The 22,250-nt window shown below is 74.9% G+C and carries 22 protein-coding genes; 15 read left to right on the forward strand and 7 right to left on the reverse strand.

Features of this window, described 5'->3' with window-relative positions:
• Positions 1 to 17: 17 nt before the first annotated feature.
• The gene (gene recD2, locus ABT158_RS06005) at positions 18 to 2,150 is read left to right on the forward strand and encodes an SF1B family DNA helicase RecD2 (RefSeq protein WP_352351380.1); all 2,133 of its coding nucleotides are present in this window, start codon (positions 18 to 20) and stop codon (positions 2,148 to 2,150) included.
• A 94-nt stretch (positions 2,151 to 2,244) separates the two neighbouring features.
• Here the strand turns inward: recD2 and ABT158_RS06010 are convergent, their stop codons facing one another.
• The 3 genes from ABT158_RS06010 to ABT158_RS06020 all read right to left on the reverse strand — a co-directional run bounded on the left by ABT158_RS06010 (position 2,245) and on the right by ABT158_RS06020 (position 7,002).
• A complete protein-coding gene (locus ABT158_RS06010; RefSeq protein ID WP_352351381.1) occupies positions 2,245 to 5,181 on the reverse strand; it encodes an FAD-binding and (Fe-S)-binding domain-containing protein in 2,937 nt (978 codons plus the stop codon).
• A gap of 67 nt (positions 5,182 to 5,248) precedes the next feature.
• The gene (locus tag ABT158_RS06015; RefSeq protein WP_352351383.1) at positions 5,249 to 5,788 is read right to left on the reverse strand and encodes a DUF892 family protein; all 540 of its coding nucleotides are present in this window, start codon (positions 5,786 to 5,788) and stop codon (positions 5,249 to 5,251) included.
• A complete protein-coding gene (locus ABT158_RS06020) occupies positions 5,785 to 7,002 on the reverse strand; it encodes an MFS transporter (protein WP_352351385.1) in 1,218 nt (405 codons plus the stop codon). The genes ABT158_RS06015 and ABT158_RS06020 overlap by 4 nt, the downstream gene beginning before the upstream one ends.
• 82 nt (positions 7,003 to 7,084) lie before the next feature.
• On the opposite strand from ABT158_RS06020, the gene ABT158_RS06025 reads away from it, so the two are divergent.
• The 7 genes from ABT158_RS06025 to ABT158_RS06055 all read left to right on the forward strand — a co-directional run bounded on the left by ABT158_RS06025 (position 7,085) and on the right by ABT158_RS06055 (position 14,283).
• A complete protein-coding gene (locus ABT158_RS06025; RefSeq protein WP_352351387.1) occupies positions 7,085 to 8,053 on the forward strand; it encodes an ArsR/SmtB family transcription factor in 969 nt (322 codons plus the stop codon).
• A gap of 35 nt (positions 8,054 to 8,088) precedes the next feature.
• On the forward strand, positions 8,089 to 8,631 hold the full coding sequence (locus ABT158_RS06030; RefSeq protein ID WP_352351389.1) for an RNA 2'-phosphotransferase: 543 nt from the start codon (positions 8,089 to 8,091) through the stop codon (positions 8,629 to 8,631).
• A gap of 75 nt (positions 8,632 to 8,706) precedes the next feature.
• Positions 8,707 to 9,150, forward strand: a complete 444-nt coding sequence (locus tag ABT158_RS06035; RefSeq protein ID WP_352351391.1) for a CBS domain-containing protein — start codon at positions 8,707 to 8,709, stop codon at positions 9,148 to 9,150.
• A 75-nt stretch (positions 9,151 to 9,225) separates the two neighbouring features.
• A complete protein-coding gene (locus ABT158_RS06040; RefSeq protein ID WP_352351393.1) occupies positions 9,226 to 9,831 on the forward strand; it encodes a TetR/AcrR family transcriptional regulator in 606 nt (201 codons plus the stop codon).
• Between the two features lie 110 nt (positions 9,832 to 9,941).
• A complete protein-coding gene (locus ABT158_RS06045; RefSeq protein ID WP_352351395.1) occupies positions 9,942 to 11,402 on the forward strand; it encodes an MFS transporter in 1,461 nt (486 codons plus the stop codon).
• A gap of 174 nt (positions 11,403 to 11,576) precedes the next feature.
• Positions 11,577 to 11,939: an STAS domain-containing protein gene (locus tag ABT158_RS06050; RefSeq protein WP_352351397.1), complete on the forward strand. Its 363-nt coding sequence runs from the start codon at positions 11,577 to 11,579 to the stop codon at positions 11,937 to 11,939.
• A gap of 82 nt (positions 11,940 to 12,021) precedes the next feature.
• The gene (locus ABT158_RS06055; protein ID WP_352351399.1) at positions 12,022 to 14,283 is read left to right on the forward strand and encodes a SpoIIE family protein phosphatase; all 2,262 of its coding nucleotides are present in this window, start codon (positions 12,022 to 12,024) and stop codon (positions 14,281 to 14,283) included.
• A 28-nt stretch (positions 14,284 to 14,311) separates the two neighbouring features.
• Here ABT158_RS06055 and ABT158_RS06060 read toward each other — a convergent pair whose 3' ends face one another.
• On the reverse strand, positions 14,312 to 14,905 hold the full coding sequence (locus ABT158_RS06060; RefSeq protein WP_352351401.1) for a TetR/AcrR family transcriptional regulator: 594 nt from the start codon (positions 14,903 to 14,905) through the stop codon (positions 14,312 to 14,314).
• Positions 14,906 to 14,983: 78 nt separating this feature from the next.
• Here ABT158_RS06060 and ABT158_RS06065 point away from each other — a divergent pair, with 78 nt between their 5' ends.
• Positions 14,984 to 15,937, forward strand: coding sequence for a quinone oxidoreductase family protein (locus ABT158_RS06065; RefSeq protein WP_352351403.1), 954 nt, complete (start codon positions 14,984 to 14,986; stop codon positions 15,935 to 15,937).
• Between the two features lie 6 nt (positions 15,938 to 15,943).
• On the opposite strand, the gene ABT158_RS06070 is transcribed toward ABT158_RS06065, so the two are convergent.
• Positions 15,944 to 17,119 carry an acyltransferase family protein gene (locus tag ABT158_RS06070; RefSeq protein ID WP_352351405.1) on the reverse strand — a complete coding sequence of 392 codons (1,176 nt, stop codon included), beginning with the start codon at positions 17,117 to 17,119 and terminating at the stop codon, positions 15,944 to 15,946.
• 34 nt (positions 17,120 to 17,153) lie between these two features.
• Complete coding sequence (locus ABT158_RS06075) at positions 17,154 to 17,996, reverse strand: class I SAM-dependent methyltransferase (RefSeq protein ID WP_352351407.1); 843 nt, start codon at positions 17,994 to 17,996, stop codon at positions 17,154 to 17,156.
• Between the two features lie 47 nt (positions 17,997 to 18,043).
• On the opposite strand from ABT158_RS06075, the gene ABT158_RS06080 reads away from it, so the two are divergent.
• The 3 genes from ABT158_RS06080 to ABT158_RS06090 all read left to right on the forward strand — a co-directional run bounded on the left by ABT158_RS06080 (position 18,044) and on the right by ABT158_RS06090 (position 19,496).
• Complete coding sequence (locus ABT158_RS06080; protein ID WP_352351409.1) at positions 18,044 to 18,613, forward strand: helix-turn-helix domain-containing protein; 570 nt, start codon at positions 18,044 to 18,046, stop codon at positions 18,611 to 18,613.
• A gap of 144 nt (positions 18,614 to 18,757) precedes the next feature.
• Entirely contained in the window at positions 18,758 to 19,189 is a 432-nt protein-coding gene (locus ABT158_RS06085; protein WP_352351411.1) for a hypothetical protein, read from the forward strand.
• Entirely contained in the window at positions 19,179 to 19,496 is a 318-nt protein-coding gene (locus tag ABT158_RS06090; RefSeq protein ID WP_352351413.1) for a transcriptional regulator, read from the forward strand. Before ABT158_RS06085 ends, ABT158_RS06090 begins: the two co-directional genes overlap by 11 nt.
• A gap of 107 nt (positions 19,497 to 19,603) precedes the next feature.
• Here the strand turns inward: ABT158_RS06090 and ABT158_RS06095 are convergent, their stop codons facing one another.
• Positions 19,604 to 19,948 (reverse strand): hypothetical protein, encoded by a 345-nt coding sequence (locus ABT158_RS06095; protein ID WP_352351415.1) that lies wholly within the window; start codon positions 19,946 to 19,948, stop codon positions 19,604 to 19,606.
• 187 nt (positions 19,949 to 20,135) lie between these two features.
• Here ABT158_RS06095 and ABT158_RS06100 point away from each other — a divergent pair, with 187 nt between their 5' ends.
• From ABT158_RS06100 to ABT158_RS06110, 3 genes are all read left to right on the forward strand, one after another.
• A complete protein-coding gene (locus tag ABT158_RS06100; RefSeq protein ID WP_352351417.1) occupies positions 20,136 to 20,564 on the forward strand; it encodes an ATP-binding protein in 429 nt (142 codons plus the stop codon).
• A gap of 99 nt (positions 20,565 to 20,663) precedes the next feature.
• Positions 20,664 to 20,999 carry a YciI family protein gene (locus tag ABT158_RS06105; RefSeq protein ID WP_352351419.1) on the forward strand — a complete coding sequence of 112 codons (336 nt, stop codon included), beginning with the start codon at positions 20,664 to 20,666 and terminating at the stop codon, positions 20,997 to 20,999.
• Positions 20,996 to 22,210: an RNA polymerase sigma factor gene (locus ABT158_RS06110; RefSeq protein WP_352351421.1), complete on the forward strand. Its 1,215-nt coding sequence runs from the start codon at positions 20,996 to 20,998 to the stop codon at positions 22,208 to 22,210. Before ABT158_RS06105 ends, ABT158_RS06110 begins: the two co-directional genes overlap by 4 nt.
• Positions 22,211 to 22,250 lie beyond the last annotated feature (40 nt).

The following is a 22,250-nucleotide window of genomic DNA, read 5'->3' on the forward strand; positions in this document are numbered from 1 at the left end:
ATGGTTTGATCGCTGCTGTGGAGGCCTCGGTCGAGCAGCTCGTCTACGTCAGGGACGACGAATACACCGTCGCGCGCATGAGCGCCGAGGGCGTGCCCGACTTCGTGGCCACCGGCCGGGCGCTGTCGGGCGCGCAGCCGGGCGAGACGCTCCGGCTGACCGGCGACTGGAGCCACCACGCGCGCCACGGCAGGCGGTTCGCGGTGACCGGGTGCGAGCGGGTGATGCCCGCCACGGTCCGGGCGATCCGCGTCTACCTGGGGTCGGGGCTGATCCGCGGCATCGGGCCGCGGCTGGCGTACGCGATCGTCGACCACTTCGGCGAGGAGACGCTCAAGGTCATCGACGCCGAGCCGGGGCGGCTGACCGAGGTCGTCAACATCGGGCCGCTGCGGCAGGCGCAGATCGTCCAGGCGTGGCAGGAGCAGAAGGCCATCGCCGCGCTGATGGTGACGTTGCAGGGGCTGGCCGTCAGCCCGCTGCTCGCGGCCAAGATCCACCAGGTGTTCGGCGGCGAGGCCGAAGAGGTGCTGGCCACCGACCCCTACCGGCTGATCGGCCGGGTCAGGGGCATCGCCTTCCGCGTCGCCGACCGCATCGCGCTGCAACGCGGGGTGCCCGAGCGCAGCCCGCAGCGGATCAAGGCGGCGCTGCTCGACCGGCTGGAGTCGGCGGCGGTGCGCGACGGCCACTGCTTCGTGCCGGTGCCCCATCTGGTGGCGCGGGCGGCCGAGCTGATCGAGCTCGACCCCGAGGCGGTCGGGCCGATGATCGACGCGCTGGTGGCCGAGCGGCGGGTGGTGGTCGAGGCCGACGACGAGCAGCCGGGGCGGGCGGTGGCCTACGCCAAGCACGTGCACGCCCGCGAGCGGCAGCTCACCGAGCAGCTCACCCGGCTCCTGCGGGCCCGCTCCACGCTGCCGCTGCGCTCCTTCCGCGAGGACGAGACCCTCCACGACGACCAGCGCGCGGCCGTCAACATGGCGCTGACCTGCACCGTCTCGATCATCACCGGCGGGCCCGGCTGCGGCAAGAGCCACACGGTCAGGGCCGTGGCCGCCACCGTCAGGGCGTCGGGCGGCACGGTCACGCTCACGGCCCCCACCGGCAAGGCGGCCAAACGCCTGTCGGAGCTGACCGGCATGCCCGCGATGACCATCCACCGCATGCTCGCCCACCAGCCCGACCCCGACCCGTCCACGCTGTTCGAGGAGGCGCCCGCGCAGGCCGACCTCATCGTGGTCGACGAGGCGTCGATGCTCGACCTCCAGCTCGCCACCCGGCTCACGGCGGCCGTCCAGCCGGGCAGCCACCTGCTGCTCATCGGCGACAGCGACCAGCTTCCCAGCATCGGCGCCGGCGACGTGCTGGCCGACCTGCTGCGGGTGGAGGCGATCCCGCGGGTGCGGCTCACCCACGTCTTCCGCCAGGCGAGCGGCAGCGGCATCGTCGAGGCCGCCCACCTCATCCGGGCCGGCCGCATGCCGGCGACGCCGGGGCGCGGCGGGTTCTGGTTCGAGGAGCTCGACGACCCGGCGCGGGTGGCCGAGCGGGTGGCCCATCTGGCCATGGAGGCGATCCCCCGCAAACAGGGCGTACCACCCGAGCAGGTGCAGGTGCTGTGCCCGATGCGCAAGGGCGAGACGGGCGCGGTCACACTGGGCCGGCTGCTCCAGGACCGGCTCAACCCGGCGGCCGACGACAAGCCCGAGCACTGGTCGGGGGCGTCGGTGTTCCGGGTGGGCGACCGGGTCATGCCCATCCGCAACAACTACGACAAGGGCGTCTTCAACGGGGAGACCGCCACGGTCACCGCCGTGCTGCCCCAGGACCGCGTGATCGAGCTCCGCACCGACGACGGCGAGACCGTCCAGTACGGGTTCGGCGAGCTCGACGACCTCACCCACGCCTACGCGATCAGCGTGCACCGCTCGCAGGGCAGCGAGTACCCGTTCGTGGTGGCGCCGATCGTGGCCGAGGCGGGCGGGATCATGTTGCGGCGCAAGCTGCTGTACACGCTGGTGACCCGGGCCAAGGCGTGGGTCGTGCTGGTGGGGCAGCGCGAGGCGCTGGAGCTGGCCGTCCACCGGGTGGGCCGCCCCCGCAACACCGGCCTGCCCCGCCGCCTGGCCCAGAGCCTGTCGGCCTGACCCCGGCCGGGGTCGGGGCCGTGACGGGGCCGTGATCGGGCCGGACCCTGCCGGGGGGCGCGATCGAGCCGGAGCCGGCTCGGGACGGGCCGGGTCAGTCCTGGCGGACGAGGGCTGTGGCGAGCAGTTCGGCCAGGTGGCGGCCCTGGCGTCCGGTGCCGGCGGCGGCGATCTGGGTGCGGCAGGAGAAGCCGTCGGCGAGCAGTTCGTCCTCCGGCCCCGCCGACCGTACGGCCGGCCAGAGCCCCTGCTCGGCGCACGCCTGCGACACCTCGTGGTGCCCCCGCTCGAACCCGAAGTTGCCGGCCTGCCCGCAGCAGCCGGAGTCGAGCACGCTGGTGCGGATGCCGAAGCGGTCGAGCACCGCCCGGTCGGCGTCGTAGCCCATGATCGCGCTCTGGTGGCAGTGCACCTGCGCGATCGCCTGCCCGCCGGTCGTGGCCGGCCGCCAGTCGGCGGCCCGCGTCTCCAGCAGCTCGGCCAGCGTCAGGAACCGCTCCGCCAGCAGCCGCGTCTCGGCCGTGTTGAGCAGTTCGGGCCCGTCGGAGCGGAACACGGCGGCGCAGCTCGGCTCCAGGCCGACCACCGGCACCCCGGCCTCGGCCCAGGGGGCGAGCGCGCCCACCGTCCGCGCCAGCACCCGCCGGGCCACCCCGAGCTGCCCGGTGCTGATCCAGGTCAGCCCGCAGCACAGCGTCACCGGCGGCACCAGCACCTCGAACCCGGCCGCCTCCAGCACGTCCACGGCGGCCCGCCCGACGTGCGGGTCGAAGTGGTCGGTGAACGTGTCGGCCCACAACACCACCCGCCCCCGCGGGGCCGGCCCGCTCCGGGGACGCTGCCTGAACCAGTCGGTGAACCGCTGCCGGGCGAACCTCGGCAGCTCGCGCTCCGGCGTGATCCCCGCGACGGCCTTGACCAGCCGCGACAGTCCGGGCGCCGAGTTGACCGCGTTGACCAGGCCGGGCGCGGCCGAGGCGAGCGCGGCCCACACCGGCAGCCAGCCCATCGAGTAGTGGGCCAGGGGCCGGACGCGGCGCCGGTAGTGGTGGGCGAGGAACTCGGCCTTATAGGTGGCCATGTCCACGTTGACCGGGCATTCGGAGCGGCAGCCCTTGCACGACAGGCACAGGTCGAGCGCGTCGCGCACGGCGGCCGAACGCCAGCCGTCGGTGATGACGTCGCCGCGCACCATCTCCTCCAGCAGCCGGGCCCGTCCGCGCGTGGAGTGCTCCTCTTCGCGGGTCACCCGGTAGCTGGGGCACATGACGCCGCCCTCGAAGGTGTGCTTGCGGCAGTTCCCGGTGCCGACGCAGCGGGTGGCGGCGTGCCCGAAACGTCCGTGGTCGTCGGGGTACTGGAAGAACGTCTGGCGCGGCTCGTGCGGGTAGAAGCGGTGCTGGGCCAGGTTCTGGTCGAGGTGGCGGGGGTGGACGACCTTGCCCGGGTTCATCCGGTCGCGCGGGTCGAAGATGGCCTTGAAGCGGCCGAACACCTCCACGACCTCCTGGCCGAACATGACCGGCAGCAGCTCGGCCAGCGCCTGGCCGTCGCCGTGCTCGCCGGACAGCGAGCCGCCGTAGGAGGCGACCAGCTCGGCGGCCTCCCTGGCGAAGGCGCGGTAGCGGGCGATGCCGTCGTCGGTGTGCAGGTCGAGCGGCAGCCGGCCGTGCACGCAGCCCTGGCCGAAGTGGCCGTACAGGGCGGAGTCCTGGTAGTCGTGCGCGCGCAGCAGCCGCTCGTAGTCGCGCAGGTAGGCGCCCAGCCGCTCGGGCGGCACGGCCGCGTCCGACCAGCCCTCGTACGTCTGGCGGCCGGTCGGCGGGTACGCCTCCACGCCGAGCCCCGACTCCCGCCACCGCCACAGCCGGTCCTCCCTGGCCGGGTCGCCGAGGAAGGCGTGCGTGGGCGTGGGCGCCTCGGCCCGCTCCCCCACGTCGCGCATCATCGTCTCGGCCCGCTCGCGCGCCTGCTCGGGCGTGTCCCCGTCGAACTGCACCAGCAGCCAGCCGCCGCCTTGGGGCAGGTCCTGGAGCGCCGGGTCGCCGGGGTGCTCCCGCTTGGCCAGCCGGTACATGGTCTCGTCCATGGCCTCCAGCGCGATCGGCGCGTGCCGGGCCACGGCCGGGACGGCGTCGGCGGCGGTGAAGACGTCCTCGAAGCCGAGCACGGCCAGCGCCCTGGCGGGCGGCGACGGCACGACGCGCAGCTCGGCGCGGAGCACGGTCACCAGCGTGCCCTCGCTGCCGGTCAGGGCACGGGCCAGGTCGAAGCCGTTCTCGGGCAGGAGCTGGTCGAGGTTGTAGCCGGAGATGCGGCGTTCCAGCCTGGGGTAGCGGGTGCGGACCAGTTCCATGGTCTCGTCGCGCAGGTCGCGCACCTGGCGGTAGATCTCGGCCAGCCGGCCGCCCTGGGCCTGGATGCGGTCGTACTCGGCGTCACTGGTCGGCCCGACCCAGGCGCGCACGCCGTCGTAGGTGAGGATCTCCAGCCGGAGCACCGACTGCGACATCTTGCCGTACGCCTGCGCCGAGGCCCCGCACGAGTTGTTGCCGATCATGCCGCCGATCGTGCAGGCCCGATGGCTGGAGGGCCGCGGCCCGACCATTAGCCCGTAGGACGCCAGCTCGTGGTCCACCTGGTCGAGCACGGCCCCCGCCTGGACGACGACCCGGCGGCCCGCCGCGTCCACGGACTCGACCGCGCCGCAGTGCTTGGACCAGTCGATCACCACCGCCGCGTTGCAGCACTGCCCGGCCAGGCTGGTGCCGCCGCCGCGGGAGAGCACGGGCACGTCCCTGGACCGGCACACGGCCACCGCCGCCACCCCGGCGTCCAGGTCGCGCGGCACGACGACGCCGATCGGGACCTGCCGGTAGTTGGAGGCATCACGCGCGTAGGCGGCGCGGCTGCCCAGGTCGAAGCGCACCTCGCCGTCCACGGCCTCGGCGAGGCGGCGGCTCAGCGTCTCGACGTCGATCTCGCGGGACGGCGGCGTGTGCGTGACGGGCGTGTTGACCAGGCTCTTCATTCCGGGCACTTACCCGGGCCCGCTCACGGGCCGCCCAACGGCGGGCCAAGCCCGGTTCTAGACCGTTCTAGACCCCGAGCAGGTCGGTGAGGTCGTCGGCGTGCTCCTCCTCCTCTTCCAGGATCGACTCCATGAGCCGGCGGGTGGTCGGGTCGCCCTCGCCGAGCCAGCGGATGATCTCCTGGTAGGTGGAGATGACGATGCGCTCGGCCCACAGGTTGGCCTCCAGCAGCGCCTTCAGGTCGGTGTCGGCGGGCACCTGGTAGTCGGTGTGCGAGCGCTGGACGAGCTTGGCCGGGTCGAAGTCCGGCTCGCCGCCGAGCTGGCTGACGCGTTCGGCGGCGCGCAGCGCGTGGTCCAGCTCCTCCTTGGCGTGCTCGGTGAACTCCGCCGCCACCTGCGCGCGGTCGATGCCCTTGGCCGAGATGGCGTGCCTGGTGTACCTGAGCCAGCACACCACCTCGGTGGCGATCACGTCGTTGAGGATCTCGATGACCTTCTCCGGGTCGCGGCCGAAGGTCTGCGTGATCGGGCCCTCGTCCATCTTCTGCCGCACCTGCTCGCGGATCCTGGTGACGTCGAGCACGAAGTCGTCCGTCTGCGTCATGCTGTGTCCTTCCCCCGGCGATTTCCCCTGGTCAACGGTAACTTCGCCGGAGCCTGCGCCGGGGTTGCGACACGGGCGGACCGCAGGCGGGGCGCCAGCGCGAGCGTGACCGCCGCCGACGCCGCGGCGAGCACGGCCATGGCCGCGCCGGGCGAGGTCTGCTCGGCCAGGGCGCCGGCGAGCGCGGCGGCCAGCCCCTGCATGGCGACCATGCCGGAGGAGTGCAGCCCGAGCGCGTGCCCGCTCAGCTCGGGGGGCGTCAGCGCCATGAGCCGCTCCTGGAGCAGCAGGGTGGCGGCGAACCCGGCCGAGGCGAGCGCGACCAGCACCGGCGACGGGTAGGCCACGAACACCAGGTACGGCAGCGCGAGCAGCAGGTACAGCGGCGTGACCAGCCGCGCCCGCCAGTGCGCCGGCACGTACCGGCCGACCAGCACGTCACCGGCGAGCATGCCGGCGGCGGCGCAGGCGAACAGCAGCCCGGCCCGGTCCGGCGCGAGCGGCACGAACAACGACTCGCAGCCGACGATCAGGCCGTTGGGCAGCCAGAGGGCGAGGTAGACGTGCCGGCGCGGCCGATCGGACCACAGGCGGGCGTTGTCGCGCCAGGTCTCGGCGGGCGAGGGCCGTCCGGACGCGCGCGGCCGCCGCCGTCCGAGGCCCAGCCCGGCCAGGGCGGCGGCCAGGTGCAGGGCAGCCGCGACGAGCAGCGTCCCGCGCGGCGACAGGACGGTCACCAGCACGCCGCCCGCGCCGAACCCGGCGATCTGCACGATCCCGGAGGACATGTTGAGCACCGACCGGCCGAGCAGGTATCCGTCCCGGTCGAGCAGCTCGTTGAGCAGCCCGTACCGGACGCCGCCGCCGAGCGCGGACAGCGCGCCGAGTGCCGGCACGACGGCGAGCATGCCCCACACGGGCAGGCCGGGCACGGCCAGGAAGGCGGCTCCGAACGCGGCCGCCAGCGCCAGCCCGGACAGGGCGGCCCGCGGCGGCAGCCGGTCGGCCGCCGACAGCAGCGTGGCCGCGCCCACCACCTGGGCGAGCGCCGGGCCGAACATGGCCAGCCCGGACAGCAGCGGCGATCCGGTGTCGGCGTAGACGAGGGTGCCGAGGGCGAGCCCGCTCACCGTCTGCCCGGCCACCTGCCCGGACGAGACCAGGAAGAGCGGGGTGAATCCGGACCTGCCGAACAGGTCCCGGTACGTGCGCATGGGACGGCAGTCTTCGCGACCGGCGGCGGCAGGCGTTACTGTTTCGCCCACCCGCGAAACAACGCGGGGCGAGGAGGACGTGGTGGGTTTCTGGCAGGTCGACGCGGACACGCTCGCGGACGGCCGGTTCGTCCTGTCGCCGCTGGCCGAGACGATCGCCGCGCTGAAGACGCTGGACCGCGCCGTCGCCGCCCATCCCGGCGAGGACGCCTGGCTGGCCGCCCACCTGCCCGCCTACCGCGCCGAGCAGGCCGCCGACCCGGTCACGGCGCTGCTCGTCCGCGCCGCGCTGGGCCGTACGTGGAACGCGACCTTCCTCACGCCCACGCCCGAGGGAGAGGGCGAGGCGGCCTTCGAGGAGGAGGTGGCGAGCGTCCGCGACACCCCGCCCGAGCAGGCGCGGGAGGACCTGGTCGAGTCGCTGGGCGGCCCGGTGCCCGCCGTGCTGCGCCGCGACGACCTGCCCGCACGCATGGCCGCCCGGCTGGAGTGGGTGTGGCGCGAGACCGTGCTGCCGGCCTGGCCGCGGCGCCGCCGGATCATCGAGGCCGACGTCACCGTCCGCGCCGCGCGGCTGGGCCGGGGCGGCTGGGCGGCGGCCCTCGACGGCATGCGTCCGGGCCTGCGCTGGCTGGGCGACGGACGGCTGCAGATCAACGCCTACGACCACCCGCCGCGGGACCTGGCGGGCGCCCGGCTGATGTTCGTGCCGGTCACGCCGCGCCAGGGCTGGGTGAGCTGGCACGGCTCCCGCCGCTGCGCGATCGTCTACCCGTGCTCGGGGCCGCTGGCCGACGTCGGCCCGCCGCCCCCGCCGCAGGCGCTGGGCCGGCTGCTGGGCGGGGCGCGGGCGGGCGTGCTGGTGCTGCTGGACACCCCGAAGAGCACCACGCAGCTCGTCGCGCTCACCGGCCAGGGCCTGGGCTCGGTGGGCCGCCATCTCAAGGTGCTGCTCGACGCGGGGCTGGTCGGCCGCGTGCGGGCGGGCCGTTCGGTCCTCTACGGCCGCACGCCCGTCGGCGAGGATCTCGTACGGGCACAAACCAGCTGACCGCGCCCGCCCGTCGCTGCCACCATGGGAACCCCATGGACGAACGACGCATGATCCGCATCTCCAAGTACCTGGCCCGCCACCTGCGCCACGACCCGCAGCGCATCGGGCTCGCCCTCGACGCGGCCGGCTGGGTCGCCGTCGACGACCTGCTGGCCGCCGCCGCGGCGCACGACTTCCCGATCACCCCCGACGAGCTGCGCCAGGTCGTGGAGGCCAACGACAAGCGGCGCTACGCGATCGAGGACGGCAGGATCCGCGCCAGCCAGGGCCACTCCGTGCCGGTCGAGCTCGGCCTGCCCGCCCTGGAGCCGCCCGCGTACCTCTACCACGGGACGGTGGCCCGCAACCTGGACGCGATCCGCCGGGAGGGCCTGCGGCCGATGAGCCGCCACCACGTGCACCTGTCGCCCGACCGGGAGACCGCCGTCCGGGTGGGCGCGCGCAGGGGCAGGCCGGTGGTGCTGGCGGTCGCCGCCGGGGACATGCACGCCGCCGGTCATCTCTTCCTGCGCAGCGACAACGGCGTCTGGCTCACCGCGCACGTCCCGCCGGGCCACCTGCGTCTCCCCTCCTGACCCGCCACGGGGGCCCGGGGCCTTCGCGGGGCGGGAGGGGGGTTGGCTAGGCTGTGGGCCGGAGGATGATCACCCATGCGCGCACGCGATCTCGTCACGGAGTTCCCGGCGGTCACGCTCGACACGTCGGCGCTCGACGCCGCCCGGCTGCTGGCCGAGCGCGACCTGCCCGGCCTCATCGTGATCGACGACGACGGCCGCCCCCACAGCATCCTCCCCGGCACGCAGGTGCTCCGGCTGGCCGTGCCGCCCTACTGCCAGGACGACCCGGCCCTGGCCCGGGTGGTGGACGAGGCCCACGCCGACCTGTTCCTGCGCCGGCTCGGCACGCGTACCGTCCGCGAGTGCCTGCCCGAGCAGCCGCGCGAGCTGCCGGTGGCGGACATGAAGGCCACGGTGCTCGAACTGGCGGCGCTCATGGCCCGCACGCGCAGCCCGCTGGTGGCGATCGTGGAGGACGGCCGGGTCGCCGGAGCCGTCACCCTCCAGTCCCTGCTGGACCACGCGCTCGCCCTCTGACCACCGCCCTGAGGGGCCGGTGACGCGCCGAGGGCAGCGGCGATCTTCGGCCGGGGGCGTCGTAGGCTGGTGCCCATGGGGAAGACCGCCGCCGCCCGACAGCCCGTCCCCGCCCGGCGGGCCGACGCCGAACGCAACATCGCCGCCATCCTGGAAGCCGGGACGCGGCTGCTCAGCGCCGACCCGGGCGCGAGCGTGGCCGAGATCGCCAAGGCCGCCGGCGTCGGCCGGGTCACCCTGTACGGGCACTTCCCCTCCCGCGAGGCCCTGGTGGACGCCGTCCTCGACCACACCGTCGGGCTGGCCGACGCCATCCTGGAGGACGAGGCCCTCGACACGGCTCCCGCGCCGGAGGCGATGGCCGGGCTGCTGCATTCGTCGTGGGAGATCCTCGACCGGCACCGGCGGCTCTTCGTGGCCGCCGACCGGGTGCTGCCCACCGAGCGCATCCGCGAGCACCACGACCGCCCGCTGCGCCGGGTGGAGCGCCTGATCGCCCGCGGCCAGGACGACGGCGACTTCCGCACCGACCTGCCGCTGGAGTGGCTGGTGACGACGTTCTTCGCGATCATCCACAGCGCGGCCCAGGAACGGGAGGCCGGCCGCCTGGCCGCCGAGGAGGTCGAGCCGGTCCTGATCCGCACCATGCTCTCCCTCCTCACCTCGCCCTCCCCCGCCTGACCTCTCCCCTAGGGGCTGCTCCCAGCCGGTCGGTCGCCGCGACACCCTACCGGCGTACCGTTTTGCTGTGCTTAACTTGAACACCAGTGTACAAGTTAAGGAGACCTGGGATGACTCATCACGTCGGGACGCGGGCTGCCGCGCCCGCACAGGGCAAGGGTTGGGCGGTGCTGGCGCTGTTGTGCCTGGCGCAGTTCATGCTGATCATCGACATCACCGTCGTCCAGGTGGCCCTGCCCACCATCGGCGCCGACCTCGCGCTCGGCCGGGAGGCGCTGACCTGGGTGGTGACCACGTACACGCTGTGCTTCGGCGGCCTGATGGTCCTCGGCGGGCGGCTCGCCGACGCGCTCGGCCCCCGCCGCACGCTCCTGGCCGGGCTGGCGCTGTTCACCGCGGCCTCGCTCGTCTGCGGCCTGGCCGGCGACGGCGGCACGCTCATCGCCGGGCGGGCCGTCCAGGGTGTCGGCGCGGCGCTGCTGTCCCCCGCGGCCCTGGCCGTCGTCACCACCGTCTTCCACGGCGAGCGCCGGGCCCGCGCGCTCGCCGTGTGGGCGGCCATCGGCGGCTCGGGCGCGGCGATCGGCGTGCTGCTCGGCGGCGTCCTGACCGACGGCCCCGGCTGGATGTGGGTGTTCTACGTGAACGTCCCCGTCGGCCTGCTGGTGCTGGCCGCCGTCCCCCGCGTCGTCCCCGCCCGCGTCGAGGACGGTATCGAGGACGGTGTCGAGGACGGGGCCCCGCGCGGCGGCCGGGTCGACGTCGGCGGCGCGCTGCTCGTCACGCTGGCGACCGCCCTGCTGATCTACGGCCTGGTCTCCGCCGGCGACGGCGGCTGGGGCGCCGCGGGAACCGTGCTGCCGCTGGGCGGGGCCGCCCTGTCCTATGTCGCGTTCGTGCTGGTCGAGCGGTCGGTACGGGCGCCGCTCATGCGGGTCGAGACCCTGGCCAGGCGTCCCGTCGTCTCGGGCGCGTTCGTCATGCTGGTCGCGACCGGGCTGATGCTGGGCCTGTTCTTCCTCAGCTCCCTCTACCTGCAGCACGTCCTGGGCTACAGCCCCCTGCGGACCGGGCTCACGTTCCTGCCCGTCGCCGTCGCCATCACGCTCGGCGCGCACCTCGGAGGCCGTCTCATCGGCAAGGTCGGGGGCCGGCCGGTGGCCGTGGCGTCGTTCCTGCTGACCGCCGCGGGAGCCGCGCTGATGACGCGGGTCTCCCCCGAGGCGGGCGCGTTCACCACCTTGGTGCCGGGGTTCGTGCTGGCCGCCGTGGGGATCGGGCCGGCGTTCGTGACCGCCACCACCACGACGATGGCCAACGTCCCGCCCGGCGAGAACGGCGTCGCCTCCGGGGTGATCAACACCTTCCACGAGCTGGGCGGTTCGATCGGCGTGGCCGTGGCGTCCACGGTCGCCGCGTCCAGCCTGGTGCCGGGCGCGGGGGCCGGCGGCTTCACCTCGGGGCTCGTGCTGTGCGCGGTCGTCGCGGGGGTGGCGGCGGTGATCTCGCTCGCTCTCGTCCCGCCCGGCCGGCCGGCGGGCGCGTTCGTCGGTCACGGTCACGGTCACTGACGGGATGTCCCCGGCGTCCCCGGGAGGCTATTCTGCTTGCGTGACTGCTCCGCCCCCCGCGGGACGCGGCTTCTCGACACACCCGGCCTCCGCCGGGGCCGGTCATCACCGGGCGCCGGGCGGCGCCCCTCCGCCGCCGGTCGCGTCGCGTCCGGGGCGCGGTGGGCGGCCGCGATGCCACCGCTGACGCTCCTGCGCCGGGAGCAGCCGGGCGTCACCGTGATCGTGGTGTCCGGCGAGCTCGACGCCACCAACCGCGCCCAGTTCGAGAGCTTTCTCCAAGACCGTCCGGAGCCCGGTCACCAGGTCGTGTTCGACCTGGCCCGGGTGCCGTTCGTGGACAGCTCGGGCCTGCACGTCCTGCTGGCCTTCGCCACCGACCAGCTCAGGAGGTCGGGCGCGGTGCGCCTGGCCGCCGTGCAGCCCCTGCCCGCCCGGCTGCTGGACATCACCGGGGTGCTCGGGCACCTCCCCGTGCACGAGACCGTCGAGGAGGCGGTGGCCGCCGCCCAGGCCGCCGCGGAACGTTCCGTGTGACGGGCGGCGCGCGGGGGCGTTCTCGGCTAACTTCGGGGCTAGCGGGCGTCTGGGCGCAGGCGACGCGGTGAGGAGTCGCGCCATGGGGAGTTCAGCCGAGGAGACGGGCCTGGCCAGGCTGGCCGCGACCGTCGAACGCCTGCGCGCCGAGCTGCACGAGGTCCGCCGCGCCGCCGACGACCGCGCGCTGGTCGAGCTGGCGAAGGGCATCCTGGTCGAACGCCTGCGCTGCGCCCCCGCGCAGGCCGCCGACCAGCTCGCCACGCTCGCGGCCAGGACCGGGCGGTCGCAGGCCGAGCTGGCGGCCGACGTCGTCAACCGGGCCGCCGACGACCCCATCGCCGACGCGTCCCTGACCGGCGCCGCCGGGCTCGACGGCGGTCCTGAGCCGCCCGCCGGGCACGCGGAGGCCGCGGTGCGGCTGCGCACGGCCGAGAGCGCCGCGCTCGGCGCCACGGACGTGCAGGCGGCGGCCCACGCCGTGCTGGAGACGGCCCTGCTGCCCATCGGCGCGACGGCGGTCGCGGTGTGGGCGGCCGGGCCGGACACGTCGCTGACGCTGGCCGGGCACGCGGGCTTCGGCGCGGAGGAGGCCGGGCTGTGGCGGCAGGTCCCGCCGGGCCTGGTCACGCCCGCCACCAGCACGCTGATCGAACGCCGCACGCTGTGGCACACCGCGCAGGGGCCACCCTCGATCGGCCGCCACCAGCTGACCGGCGGCCGCGTCACCGCGCTGGCCCGGCTGGGCGGGCGGGTGCTCGGCGTCCTGGAGATCTGCTGGCCGGGCGACTGTCCCGAGCCCTCGCCGAGGATGGAACGGCAGATCGAGGCGCTGGCCGACCTGTGCGCCCTCACCCTGAACTCCCCCGGCCCGCCCGCGCGCGCCGGAGCCGCCCTAGCCGAGCTGGCCGCCCTGGCCGACTCCATGTCCGACCCGGCGCTCGTCCTGGTGCCGCACCTCGACCCGCAGGGGCACATCGCCGACTTCCGCGTCCACCACGCCAACGCGTCGTCGGCGGTGCGGGCGGGCGGGCTGCTGCTGGAGGCGTACCCGTTCGCGGCCGGGGAACTGCTGGCCAGGATCGAGCACGTGCACGCCACCGGCGAGCCGTTCCGCGCCGCCGACATGCCCTTCACCGCGGCCTCCACGGCCGAGGTGAGCATCACCCGCCACGGCGGGAGCGTGCTGCTCGTCCGGCGCGACCACGACGCCCAGGCCCGCCTGCTGGAGCACGCCCAGCGTCTGGGCCGGATCGGCGGCTTCGAGGAGAACGCGCTCACCGGCGAGATCACGTGGAACGCCCAGATGTTCTCCCTGTACGGCCTGCCGCCGGACGCCCGGCCCGTCCCGCTGGAGCGCCTGCGCGACCACGTGCACCGCGACGACGAGGTGGCCGTGGGCCTCTTCCTGCGCACGGTGCTGCATCACCGGCGGCCGGCCGCGACGGCGTTCCGGCTCGAACGTCCCGACGGGGTGGCCCGCCATCTGCGCGTGGTGGCCGAGCCGGTGTTCGCCCCCGACGGCCGGCTGGCCGCGCTGCGGGGGGCCTACCAGGACGTCTCGCCCCAGCACTGGACGGAGGTCGCGCTGGCCGTGACCCGCGACAGGCTGGCCCACACCGAACGGCAGTCCGCCGCCCGCAACCGCCTGGCCCTCCAGCTCCAGCACGCCATCATGCCGCCCTCGCACGGCCACATGGACTCCTTCGGGCTGCGCATCTCGGTCCGCTACCGTCCGGCGCAGAAGGAGGACCTGGTCGGCGGCGACTGGTACGACGCGGTCGTGCTGCCGTCGGAGCGCATCCTGCTGTCGGTGGGCGACGTGGCCGGGCACGGCGTCGAGGCCGCCACGGGCATGGTGGTGCTGCGCAACGCGCTGCGCGGCCTGGCCGCCACCGGGGCGGGCCCGGCCCGGCTGCTGAGCTGGCTCAACCTGGTCGCCCGCCACCTGGCCGACCGCATGACGGCGACCGCGATCTGCGGCCTGTACGACCCCGCCACCCGCGTCCTGCGCTGGGCCAGGGCCGGGCACCTGCCGCCGATCCTGCTGCGCGGCGCGCAGGGCACGGAGCTGCCGATGGTCAAGGGGCCGCTGCTCGGCGCGTTCGCCGACGCCGTCTACGAGGAGGGGCGGCTGCAGCTGGAGGCCGACGACACGCTGCTGCTCTACACCGACGGCCTGATCGAGCGGCGCGACCACAACCTGCGCCACGCCCAGGACCGGCTGCTGGCCGTCGCCTCGCGCACCGCCGCGACCCTCGACCACCGGCTCGACGACCTGCTCACTCACTGCAACTCCGACACCGACGACGACACCTGCCTGATCGGCGTGCACGTGCGCTGAGCCGGGCGCGAAGGGGCCGGGCGGCGGGTCAGGCGGCGGGCGGGAGGAGGCCGAGCCGGTCGAAGGCCGCGGCCACGCTCGGGGCCAGCGCCGCCGGGTCGTCGCCGGCGACGGCGCGGCCGGCGGTGTAGCAGGCCAGCGCGAGCTGCGGGGCCAGGGCCGCCGTCTCGGGGGTGGCGCCGTGCTCGCGCAGGATCTCGGTCATCGTCTCGGCGAAGCGGCGCTGCTTGCGCGCCGTGCGGTCGCCGAGCTCGGGATGGTCGGCGATCAGCCGTTCGCGCAGGACGTAGCGGCCGGGGTCGAGGGTGGCCCTGGCGCACAGGGCGAGGGTGAGCTCGCGCACCTGGGCGAGCGCCTCGGGCAGGCCGGGCGGGCGGTCGCCGCGCAGCTCGCGGTGGTGGGCGGCCAGGCCGTCGAGCCAGTCGTGCTCCCCCGCGAAGACGACCTCCTGCTTGTCGCCGAAGTAGCGGAAGAACGTGGTGCGGCCCACCTCGGCGCGCTCGGCGATGTCGGCGACCGTCACCTCGTCGTAGCCGCGTTCGGCGAAGAGCCGGTAGGCGGCCTCGATGATCTCGTCGCGGGCTCGCTGTCGCTTGCGGGCGCGCAGGGAGGGCTCGGTCACGGGCCCAGTCTAGCGCTTATGGACGGCGTCCCATATGGTACTCAGTACCAATTGAAACTGGATCCCATTGGAGTTGCCATGCGAGCCGTGCAGATCACCGAGTTCGGCGGCCCCGAGGTCGTGCGGGTGCGGGAGGTGGACGAGCCGCGGCCCGGCCCCGGCCAGGTCGTCGTGGACGTCTCGCGCTGCGGCGTGAACTTCGCCGACACGCTGATGCGGGAGAACGCCTACCTGGCCGCGACCACGCTGCCGGTCGTCCCGGGCGGCGAGGTCGTCGGCAGGACCGCCGACGGCCGCCGCCTGGCCGCCATGCTGGAGCGCGGCGGGTACGCCGAGAAGGCCGCGATCCCCGAGGCGTCCGCCTTCCCGGTGCCCGATGAGCTCGACGACGTCGCCGCGGTGGCCCTGCTGGCCCAGGGGCTGACCGCGTGGTGGCTGGTCCGTCACACCGGCCGGGTCCAGGCCGGGGAGAGCGTGGTCGTGCACGCGGCGGCGGGCGGCGTCGGCTCGCTGGCGGTGCAGCTCGCCAAGGCGGCGGGCGCGGGCCGGGTGATCGCCACCGCGAGCACGCCCGCCAAGCGGGAGCTCGCCCTGTCGCTGGGCGCGGACGCCGCCGTCGACCCGGCCGCCGACGACCTCACCGCGGCGCTGCGCGCGGCCAACGGCGGCGAGCCCGTGGACGTGGTCCTGGAGATGACCGGCGGCCGGGTCACCGACCAGAGCCTGGCGGCGCTGGCGCCGTTCGGCCGGCTCGCCTTCTACGGGATGGCGGGCGGGGTGGAGCCGCAGCCGGTCTCGCCGCGCGCGCTCCAGCCCCGCTCGGCGACCGTCAGCGGCTTCTGGCTGCTCAACGCCTTCCAGCGGCCCTCCGTCCTGGCCGGGGCGTACGCGGAGATGGCGGCGCAAGTGATCGCGGGCGAGCTGCGGGTGGTCGTGGGCGGCGACCGTCCGATGTCGGAGGTGCGGCAGGTGCACGCGGAGCTCAGGGAACGGCGTACGACCGGCAAGCTCGTGCTCGACCCGCGCCGGTAGGAGCTCCTAGGAGGCGGTCAGGCGGCGGCCGAGCCGCTGCATCGGGCGTTCGAGGAAACGGTAGGTCAGCCGGCTGCCCGGCAGCACGAGAGCCAGGAAGAGCACGCTGACGCCGATCTGCAGCGGCAGCGGCGACCAGCGCATCTCCCCCGCCACCTCCATCACCACGAGCAGCACCGGCAGGTGCACCAGGTAGAGGGAGTAGCTCATCAGCCCGAGCCAAGTGAGCACGGCGGGCACCCGGCGGCCCCGCCAGGCCAGACCGGCCGCGAACGTGAGCCCGGCCAGGACGACGGTCGTGCCCCACACGTCCGGCTGCACCCACCACCACCCGGCGCTGAGCGCCCAGACGGGGGCGACCGTCACCAGCGAGGCGGCCAGGGCCACCGGCCACAGGGAGCCCTGGCCGCTCTCCCACCGGCGGATCGCCGTGCCGGTGAACATGACCGCCAGGATCGCCGCGCCGAACCACGGGACGCGGCTGCTCAGCAGCAGCAGGGCCAGGGCCATGACGCCGAGCGCGCACGCCGCCACGGTGCGCAGCCGGCCGGAGACGACGCCGGCCAGCCCGGCGGCGAACACCGCGAACGACGCCCACGACAGCCAGCCGCCGGTCAGCGGCGCCGCGCTCAGCGCGAGGCCCGCCACGACCGCGGTCACCGCGAACGCGACGGCGACCAGGCCGCGCCGGTCGCGGACGCCGGTCACGAACAGGGCGGTGACCATCAGGTAGAAGACCATCTCGTAGGAGAGCGTCCACATCGTGTTCATCACCCCGGCGACGCCGACGACGTCCAGCAGCATCGTGGCGTGCGCCGCGGCCGAGGAGGCGTCCCTGGGCACCTCGGCGCGCACCGGGATCCACCAGGACAGGGCCAGGACCACGGCGATGACGGCGAGGTAGAGCGGGTATAGGCGGAAGGCGCGGCCGATCCAGAAGGCCCGCACGTCGCCGTGCCGTTCCAGTGACGACGGGATGATGTAGCCGCTGACCAGGAAGAACACCAGGACGCCGTACACGCCCAGGTTGAAGAAGGTCGGGCGCAGCCAGGGCATGGCCCAGGTGGTCAGGTGCTCGCCGACGACGGCGAGGGCGCCGATGCCGCGCAGGGCGTCCAGCCAGGCGAGCCTGGACGCGTCCGGACGAACGACCTGGGGGGTGCCAAGAGGAGCAGTCGTCACGCACCCCAACGTATCGGTCCGGGGGCGAGGCGGGTCAGGGACGGCGGGCCGCCCAGGCGGTCCGGGTGCCGCGCACGACGATGTCGCGGTGGCGGAGGGACTCCGGCGAGTCGGCGGAGAGCAGCCGGTCGAGGGCGGCGAGGTCGCCGGCGGCCAGTCGCCCGGCGAACCGCGACCGGTAGCCGCTCAGCACCGCCCGCGCGTAGCGGACGGCCCCCGGCGGCGCCGGACGCACCTCGATCGGGAAGTCGCGCCGCGCGGTCACCTCGAACCCGGCCGCCGCCAGGACCGGCCCCCAGTCCGGGTACGGGTCCGGGCCGCTGCCCGCCAGCGCCTCCCGGCAGCGCGCCTCCAGCGCCGCCCCGTCCTCGTCGGACAGCAGGCGCGGCATGCCGTCCATCTCGACGACCGCCAGCAGCCCGCCGGGGGGCAGCGCGGCGTGCACCTCGCGGAGCAGCCGCGCCGGGTCCTCGACGTGGTGCAGCGACGCCGCCGCCCACACCAGGTCCGGGGTGCCGAGCGGCGGCAGGGCCGCGTCCAGGTCGGCCTGGAGCACGCGCACCCGCTCCCCCGGCCCCTGGCCGCGCGCCGCCGCGCGCAGGCGGTCGAGCATGACCGGGGACCGGTCGACCGCGACGATCTCGGCGGCGGGGAACCGCCGGGCCAGGGCCAGCGTGCCGGTTCCGGTGCCGGCGCCCAGGTCGGCCACCGTGCGCGGGGTGCGGTCGGCCTGCTCGGCGACCCAGGCGGTCAGCTCGTCCAGGAACGGCCCGAGCACTTCGGCGTCCAGGTCGAGCAGGTCCGCCAGGGCTGATTCGTCGCCATGGTGATCGTCGTGCGGGTGATGTCCGTGGTGGGGATGTCCGTGTGCTTCCATGGCTTCACCGTAGGGGGCTCGTGCGTGTGCGGCATACACTCTTGCCTATGACGCAAGAAGTCGACCTGGACGCCGTGGTCCGGCGGCGCATCCGCGGCCTGCGGCTGGCCCGGGGCTGGTCGCTCGACGCCCTGGCCGCGCGGTGCCGGCTGAGCCCGTCCAACCTGAGCCGCATCGAGACCGGCCACCGCCGCATCGCGCTCGACCAGCTCGTCCCCATCGCGCGGGCCCTCGGCACGACGCTCGACCAGCTCGTCGAGTCCACCGAGGACGACGACGTGGTGATCCGGCCGCTGCCCTGCGACCACCCGGGGATGACCGTGTGGCTGTTGTCCCGGGAACGTTCGCTGCACGGCGTCACGGTGGCCAAGATGCGCATCACCCCCGACCGGCCGCTCGAACCGCAGGCGCATCCCGGACGCGAGTGGTTCACCGTCCTGTCCGGCACGGCCCTCCTGCTGCTGGGCGAGCGGACCGTCCTGGTGCCGGCGGGCGACGCGGCCGAGTTCTCCACCATGACCCCGCACGCCGTCGGCGCCCACGACGGGCCCGTGGAGCTGCTCACCATCTTCGACCACGATGGCGAGCGCTCCCACCTGCACGCGGGCCAGGCGTAGGCGGCTCGGCGGGGGTCTCCGAGCACAGGGTCTGCCACGTCCGCCCGTGAGCCAGGTCGCTCCCGGCCTTGGCCGAGGTCTCGAATTACTTTTGCGAGACAAAAGTAGATGCTACGGTGAAAGTACTTCTACCGAGGAGGTCCGATGCGCGATCACGTCGACGCCCACGCCGCCCGTCAGGCGTTGCGGGCGGCCGAGGCGGCGCGGGCGGCGGCCCGTTCGCGGCCGGCCGCTCCCGGCTGGTTCGCCCCGGCGCGCGGGCTGCTGTTCGCGGCCGGTTTCGGGCTGCTCACCGGGCCCTGGGCACAGCAGGCGCCGGTGCTGGCGGCGGGGATCGTGGCTCTGGTGGCCTTCCTGGCCGTGCACGCGGCGGTGATCAGCCGCGGCGGGGTCGTCACCATGCCGGGCGGCCCGCTCCCCCGCCGGCTGACGAACCAGCTCGCCCCCGCCGCTGTCTACGGTCTCGGCTGGCTCGCCGCCATCCCGTTCGGGCAGGGCGCGGGCGCGGCGTGCGCCGCCGTGCTCGGCGGGGCCGCGCTGTGGACGGTCACGGCACTGGACCGGCATGACCGCTGATCTCCGGCTGGACGAGGTCATCCAGCACCCCACCCGGCTGACCGTCATGGCGTTCCTGTCGGGCGCGCTGGAGGCGGAGTTCGCCGCGGTCCGCGACTACGCCGAGATCTCCGACGCCAGCGTCAGCCGGATCGTCTCCGCCCTGCAGGAGGCCGGCTACGTGCACGTGCGCAAGGGCTACGTCGGCAAGCGCCCCCGCACGTGGCTCTCCCTGACCCAGGAGGGCCGCCGCGCGCTGGCCGGGCACCTCGACGCGCTCCAGGCGATCGCCGAGACGGCCCGCCGAAGCGCCGCCGGCCCTACCTGACCCGGGCGCGCAGCCCCCGCGAGGCCCTACCTGACGCGGGCGCCCGCAGGCCCTACGGGGCCCCGGTTGTTCCGGGGCGCCCGCGGTTCCGTCACGGGAGGGCCGGGTCAGCCGCCGCCGGTGCCGGCCGGGCCCATGCGGCCGGTGGGCCACGGGGTCTCCGGATGGGCCTGGCGCCAGGTCAGCAACTGGCGGTCCAGCCGCTCCCGGTCGGTGAGGCGCGGCCTGGCGGGGCGCACACCCGTACGTTCGAGCAGCCCGCTCGCGGCCTCCGCCAGCCGCAGCCGGGCCGGAGCGAACCGGCGCCGCAGCAGGTCGGCGGTCACCGCCGCGGTCAGCACCGAGGCCGGCCACAGCGCGGCCCTGCCCAGCCCGCCGCCGCTTCCCGCGATCTGGCCGCTTACCTTGCGATGGTCGATGCCCGTGCTCTGGTCGCCGTCGCCATGCCGCATTCGTCAGCCTCCGGGTTCGTCTCGGACCGTGGGCGTGCCGGAAGTTTCTGCACTTATGGCGCTACCCGGTCCTGCGTCCCTCATGCCGCCGACTTGCGAACGGCGGCGGTACACGTTTGAGTGGCCGCCGGAGGGAAAGCTGGAGACTGGCCCGCCACCCCATCCGACCCCGCCACGCGAGACGATCATGACCCTTCAGTTCGAGCTCCAGTGCCCCATCAGCACTGACCTTGCCCTCATCAGGGACCTGATCCGCGTCCACGGCCGCCACTGCGGGCTGCCCGCCGACCGGCTGGAGGACCTGGTGGTGGCGGTCAACGAGGCGGTCACCAACGTGCTGGACCACGGCGGCCGGACGGGCATGGTGACCTCCCGCGGCGACGCCGGCGGCGTGGTCGTGGAGATCCTCGACGTCGCCGGCCGGCTCACCCACGAGCACCTGGCCTCGGCCCGCCTCGACCCGACCGCCTCCCACGGGTACGGCCTGTGGGTCATCCAGCAGCTCTGCGACGAGGTCGTCCTGGAGCAGACCGGGCTCGGCTCGCTGCTGACCCTCGACCTGCGGGCCCGTCGCGGGGCCGGCCGCCTGGACGCGCGCCGCGCCGTGTCGGCCTGACCTTCTCTCTGCGCGAAAAGAAATCTCGGGGACGCCGTCCGGTTCCGTCGGTGCCGTTCGTCACCATGGTGAGACGCCAGTCCGACCGAGGAGCGCGAGATGAAGTACATGATGTTCGTCTGCACCGACACCGAGCCCGACACCGACCAGGAGAACCTGCCCGACATCGAGGCGTGGGTGGCCGACAACGACGCCCGCGGGCGGCGGGTGCGCGGCGCGGTGCTGGCGCCGGAGTCGACCGCCACCACCGTGCGGGTGCGCCGCGGCGAGCTGGTCCTGTCCGACGGGCCGTTCGCCGAGACCAAAGAGGTGATCGTCGGCTTCGACCTGCTCGAATGCGCCGACCTCGACGAGGCGGTCGAGGTCGCCCGCAGCCACCCGATGGCCCGGCACGGACGGCTGGAGCTGCGGCCGTTCGCCGACTTCGAGCAGTGAGACGGCACCTGGAGGAGGCGGCGGCGGAGGCGTACCCGCGGATCGTCGCCGCCCTCATCCGGGTCACCGGCGACTGGACCCTCGCCGAGGACTGCGCCCAGGAGGCGCTGGCGCTGGCCGTGCGGCGGTGGCCGGAGGAGGGCGTGCCGTCCAACCCGGGCGGCTGGCTCATGACGGTGGCGCGCAACCGCGCGATCGACGCGCTGCGCCGCGTCTCGATCGAGCGCCGCAAGCTGGCCGAGCTGGCGGCGCTCGCCCTGACCGTCCAGGACGGGCCCGGCGACGGGCGGGAGGAGGAGGTCGTGGACGACCGGCTGCGGCTCGTCTTCACGTGCTGCCATCCGGCGCTGGCGCTGGAGTCGCGGGTGGCGCTGACGTTGCGGACGATCTGCGGCGTGCCCACTGCCGACCTCGCCCGCGCCTTCCTGGTCACCGAGTCGGCGATGACCCGGCGGCTGACCAGGGCGAAGCGGAAGATCGCCGAGGCGGGCATCCCGTACCGGGTGCCGCAGGGGTCGGCGCTGGCCGAGCGGCTGCCCGGGGTGCTGGCCGTCCTCTATCTGCTGTTCACGCAGGGGTACGACGCCGGCGGCGAGCCCGCGTTCGCCGAGGAGGCGATCCGGCTGGCGCGGCTGCTGCGGCGGCTCATGCCCGAGCAGGAGGAGGTGACGGCGCTGCTGGCGCTGTTCCTCCTGCAGCACTCCCGCCGCGACGCCCGCCGCGACGCCGCCGGCGACCTGGTGCCCCTCGACCGGCAGGACCGCTCCCGCTGGGACCGGGCCGCGATCGGCGAGGGGCTCACCCTGCTGGCCGCGGTCGAGGGCGGCGGTCCGTACGGGCTCCAGGCCCGCATCGCCGCCTGCCACGCCACGGCGTCGTCGCTGCCCGGCACCGACTGGTCGCGGATCGCCCGCTGCTACGACGAGCTGGCCCTGCTCCACCCCACGCCCGTGGTGGAGCTGAACCGGGCCGTCGCGCACGGGTACGCCCACGGGCCGCGGGCCGGGCTCGCGCTGCTGGAGCGCTCCCGCGCCGAGCTCGACGGCCATCCGCTGGCCATCGCCGCCGAGGCCGACCTCACCGCCCGCGACGGCGACCCGGCCCGCGCGGCGGCGCTGTTCCGGCGGGCCGCCGCCGTCGCCCACAGCGACCAGGAACGCCGCGCCCTCCTCACCCGCGCCACCGAGACCACGCGCGACACGGGGTCCTGAGCAGGGCCCGGCCGGCGGGGCGCCGGCCTGGCCGACGGGG

Source organism: Nonomuraea sp. NPDC001636 (genome assembly GCF_040298265.1).
In the GTDB taxonomy this organism is placed as follows: domain Bacteria; phylum Actinomycetota; class Actinomycetes; order Streptosporangiales; family Streptosporangiaceae; genus Nonomuraea.

Excerpts from the sequence above, each read along its gene's own strand:
- ABT158_RS06075 (WP_352351407.1), bottom strand. The coding sequence starts at position 17,996 with ATGGAAGCACACGGACATCCCCACCACGGACATCACCCGCACGACGAT.
- ABT158_RS06100 (WP_352351417.1), top strand. The coding sequence starts at position 20,136 with ATGACCCTTCAGTTCGAGCTCCAGTGCCCCATCAGCACTGACCTTGCC.
- ABT158_RS06080 (WP_352351409.1), top strand. The coding sequence starts at position 18,044 with ATGACGCAAGAAGTCGACCTGGACGCCGTGGTCCGGCGGCGCATCCGC.
- ABT158_RS06085 (WP_352351411.1), top strand. The coding sequence starts at position 18,758 with ATGCGCGATCACGTCGACGCCCACGCCGCCCGTCAGGCGTTGCGGGCG.
- ABT158_RS06105 (WP_352351419.1), top strand. The coding sequence starts at position 20,664 with ATGAAGTACATGATGTTCGTCTGCACCGACACCGAGCCCGACACCGAC.
- ABT158_RS06050 (WP_352351397.1), top strand. The coding sequence starts at position 11,577 with ATGCCACCGCTGACGCTCCTGCGCCGGGAGCAGCCGGGCGTCACCGTG.
- ABT158_RS06030 (WP_352351389.1), top strand. The coding sequence starts at position 8,089 with ATGGACGAACGACGCATGATCCGCATCTCCAAGTACCTGGCCCGCCAC.
- ABT158_RS06090 (WP_352351413.1), top strand. The coding sequence starts at position 19,179 with ATGACCGCTGATCTCCGGCTGGACGAGGTCATCCAGCACCCCACCCGG.
- ABT158_RS06045 (WP_352351395.1), top strand. The coding sequence starts at position 9,942 with ATGACTCATCACGTCGGGACGCGGGCTGCCGCGCCCGCACAGGGCAAG.
- ABT158_RS06015 (WP_352351383.1), bottom strand. The coding sequence starts at position 5,788 with ATGACGCAGACGGACGACTTCGTGCTCGACGTCACCAGGATCCGCGAG.
- ABT158_RS06095 (WP_352351415.1), bottom strand. The coding sequence starts at position 19,948 with ATGCGGCATGGCGACGGCGACCAGAGCACGGGCATCGACCATCGCAAG.
- ABT158_RS06065 (WP_352351403.1), top strand. The coding sequence starts at position 14,984 with ATGCGAGCCGTGCAGATCACCGAGTTCGGCGGCCCCGAGGTCGTGCGG.
- ABT158_RS06055 (WP_352351399.1), top strand. The coding sequence starts at position 12,022 with ATGGGGAGTTCAGCCGAGGAGACGGGCCTGGCCAGGCTGGCCGCGACC.
- ABT158_RS06010 (WP_352351381.1), bottom strand. The coding sequence starts at position 5,181 with ATGAAGAGCCTGGTCAACACGCCCGTCACGCACACGCCGCCGTCCCGC.
- ABT158_RS06040 (WP_352351393.1), top strand. The coding sequence starts at position 9,226 with ATGGGGAAGACCGCCGCCGCCCGACAGCCCGTCCCCGCCCGGCGGGCC.
- ABT158_RS06035 (WP_352351391.1), top strand. The coding sequence starts at position 8,707 with ATGCGCGCACGCGATCTCGTCACGGAGTTCCCGGCGGTCACGCTCGAC.
- ABT158_RS06020 (WP_352351385.1), bottom strand. The coding sequence starts at position 7,002 with ATGCGCACGTACCGGGACCTGTTCGGCAGGTCCGGATTCACCCCGCTC.